The sequence below is a fragment of the Variovorax sp. 01T439_2 genome, from assembly GCF_056398445.1.
The window spans coordinates 1-3,033 of record NZ_JBFTPJ010000732.1 but is presented as its reverse complement, the minus strand read 5'-3'; the positions used below and the strand labels follow the sequence as shown (position 1 = coordinate 3,033).

Here is a 3,033-nt window from a genome sequence, read left to right as displayed (position 1 = left end):
GAGCTGCACAGCGCCATCGACCACGAGCGCGCGCAGCCATCGCGCGAACCGCGCCGGCAGGCACTGCTCGGGTCCGTCGAGGCCATGGCGTGGAACCTGGCGCAGCTCGAGCGGCAGCTCGCCGGCGCCACCGAGCCCTCGGCCCGCGCCGGGCGCGCCGACATGGGCCTGTTCGACCGCTCGCCGCGTTCAGCGCGCGAGATGGTGGAACGCGTGCGGCGCCAGTTCACGCCGCGCTCGGCGCTGTTCCGCCACGCGCTGCGGCTGGCGGTGGCGCTGGTGGCCGGCTACGGCGTGATGCTGCTGATCCATCCGGTGCGCGGCTACTGGATCCTGCTGACCACGCTGTTCGTCTGCCAGCAGGCCTGGGGCGACACGGTGTCGCGCGTCGGCCAGCGCGTCGCGGGCACGGCGATCGGCGTGGTGGCGGGCTGGGCCCTGCTGGTGCTTTTTCCGCAGCACTGGGCGCAGTCGCTGCTGGCGGTGGCCGCGGGCGTGTTCTTCTTCGCCACGCGCGCGACGCGCTACCTGCTGGCGACCGCCGCCGTCACGGTGCTGGTGCTGATGTGCTTCAACCAGGTGGGCGACAGCGACATGCTGATGCTGCCGCGGCTGATCGACACCGCCATCGGCAGCCTGATTGCCGCGCTCGCGATGCTGCTGGTGCTGCCGCACTGGCAGGCGCGGCGCTTCAGCGACCTGGCGGCGGCGGCGCTGCGCAACCATGCGCACTACCTGCGGCAGATCGCGGACCAGTACCGCTCGGGCGCACGCGACGACCTGGCCTACCGGCTCGCGCGGCGCAACGCCCACAACGCCGATGCGACGCTGTCCACCGCCGTGTTCGAGATGTTCCGCGAACCCGGCTTCGTGCGGCCGCGCGCAGGCACGGCGCTGCGCTTCCTGATCCAGTCGCATGCGCTGCTGAGCTACCTCTCGGCACTCGGCGCGCACCGCGTGGCACTGCCTGCACCGCAGCAGCTGGAAGCGCTGCGCGCGGAGGCCGAGGGTGCCGCGGCGGCGCTGGATGCACTGGCGTCGTACATGGAAGGCGGCCCACCGGAAGCCGGCGCCGAGCCCGCGGATCTTGGGCTGCCGCAAGCACTGCCCCAGGGAAGCGATGCCGGCGACCACGCCGCGCGGCTGTTCCGCACCGAGCTCGCGCTGGTCCGCCAGCAGATCGAGGCGCTGCGCGAACAGGCCGCCCAATGGCTGCAGCCGCAGCCCGAAGGCGCCGCCGGCAACTGAGCGGCCGAAGCGCTCAGCGCAGCTCGAACAGCGCGGCCGCGTTGCCCCAGGCGATGCGTTTCGCCACGTCGGGCGGCAGGTCGCCGAGCCAGGTGCGGTAGCCGCGCATGAGCTCGTCGTAGGCGCTCCAGCGCTGGTTCACCCAGGTGTCGGAGCCGATCATGAAGCGCTCCGGGTACTTGAGGATCAGCGCGCGCCACTCGGGGCACAGCCTGCCGCCTTCGCAGGCCAGGCCCGGCCGGTACGAGAGTTCGCCCATCAGCAGCGGATAGCGTTCCAGCAGCGCCTGCACCCGCTCGATGGGCGCGCCGCCGATGCCCGTGTGGGCCCAGATCAGCCGAAGGTCCCGGCCCTTCGACGGCGCGTTGGCCATCAACAGGTCGACCGCCACGTCGTCGACGTGTGCGAGCACCGCGAGCTTCTGCCGCTCCGCCAGCGCGACCAGCTTCTTGGCCACCGGGCCGTTGGCATTGGCGCTGTCGTACAGGTGGAACTCGCCGATCCCGCGGTAGGGCCCGCTCGCGGTGCCGCGCGCCAGCTCGGCCTGCACCATCTCGTGGATGCTCTCGTCGCGGAACCAGTTGCTGTAGTCCTCGCGGTTGCGGTACAGCCGCACGAAGGGCACCACGGCCACGCCCGCGGCGCGGGTCTCGCGCGCCGCGGCCAGCGTTTGCGTGCCGGCGTTGGGCCTCGAATTGGCAATGATCGCCGTCACGTTGTTGCGCTGCATGCGCGCGAGCGCCTCGGCGGGCGGGTAGGGCCCGGTGTTGCCGTCCCAGGCTTCCTGGTTGTAGTGCAGGTGCGTGTCGAACAGCGGACCGGCATAGGGCGGCGAAGTCTGCGCAGGCTGGGCGCGAGGCGCCGCGGCAAGGCAGGTGGCCAGCACAAGGGCCGTGGCGGACGCGATGGCTTTCATGGGCTTCGTGAAGGATGGGGGCTCGCCTATTCTGACGCCTTGGCCGGGACCGGCCATCACTTCGCGAACCGCCTCCGATACTCCACGAGGCTCACGCCAAGGCGCCGGCCGAAGGCGCGCCTGAAGCCGTCCACGTTGGCATAGCCCACTTCGCCCGCCAGGCGCTTGGCCGGCAGCTGCGACTCCTCGGCCAGGCGGCGGGCGGCATCGATGCGGGCGTTCTCGACGAACTCGGCCGGCGTGGTGCCGGTCTCGCTTCGAAAAATCCGCGCAAAGCTGCGCTCGCTCATGCCGGCCCGCGCGGCCAGCGCGGGCACGGAGAGGTCGTCCTTCAGGTGCGAAAGCACATGGTCCTGGACCTGCCGCATGCTCGATCGCTCGGAAGTCTGGGCCGCCAGGTGGGCGCTGAACTGGCTCTGGCCGCCCGGGCGCTTGAGGAACATCACCAGCTCGCGCGCGACGCGCAGCGCGAGTTCGCGGCCGTGGTCCTCCTCCACCATGGCGAGCGCCAGGTCCATGCCCGCGGTCACCCCGGCCGAGGTGAAGAGCTTGCCGTCCTTCACATAGATCGCGTCCGGTTCGACACATGCCAGCGGGTAGGCCGTGGCCAGGCGCGCGGTGGAGTTCCAGTGAGTCGCCACGCGCTTGCCGTCCAGCAGCCCGGCGGACGCGAGCACGAAGGCGCCGCTGCATACGGAGCCATAGCGGCGCACCGTGCGCGATTGGCGCCTGAGCCAGTTGTGCAGCACCGCATCGCCGACCACGTCATCCATGCCGGGGCTGCCGGCCACGAGCAAGGTGTCGATCGGCCCGCGATGCGTGCCCACCGTGGCATCGACCGCCAACCGCACCCCGCTGCTGCTCTTGAG

At 71.6% G+C, this 3,033-nt stretch carries 3 protein-coding genes; 1 reads left to right on the top strand and 2 read right to left on the bottom strand.

The features are described 5' to 3' along the window. Positions 1-1,248, top strand: a 1,248-nt coding sequence (locus AC1DOC_RS26800; RefSeq protein WP_478130841.1) for an FUSC family protein, incomplete at its 5' end; no start/stop codon positions are given. Between the two features lie 13 nt (positions 1,249-1,261). Here AC1DOC_RS26800 and AC1DOC_RS26795 read toward each other — a convergent pair. Together AC1DOC_RS26795 and AC1DOC_RS26790 are read right to left on the bottom strand one after the other, a co-directional pair. Beyond that, complete coding sequence (locus tag AC1DOC_RS26795; protein WP_478079807.1) at positions 1,262-2,164, bottom strand: amidohydrolase family protein; 903 nt, start codon at positions 2,162-2,164, stop codon at positions 1,262-1,264. 56 nt (positions 2,165-2,220) lie between these two features. Beyond that, positions 2,221-3,033, bottom strand: an 813-nt coding sequence (locus AC1DOC_RS26790) for a GlxA family transcriptional regulator (RefSeq protein ID WP_478130840.1), incomplete at its 5' end; no start/stop codon positions are given.

Coding starts and splice junctions, on each gene's coding strand:
- AC1DOC_RS26795 (WP_478079807.1), bottom strand. CDS start 2,164: ATGAAAGCCATCGCGTCCGCCACGGCCCTTGTGCTGGCCACCTGCCTT.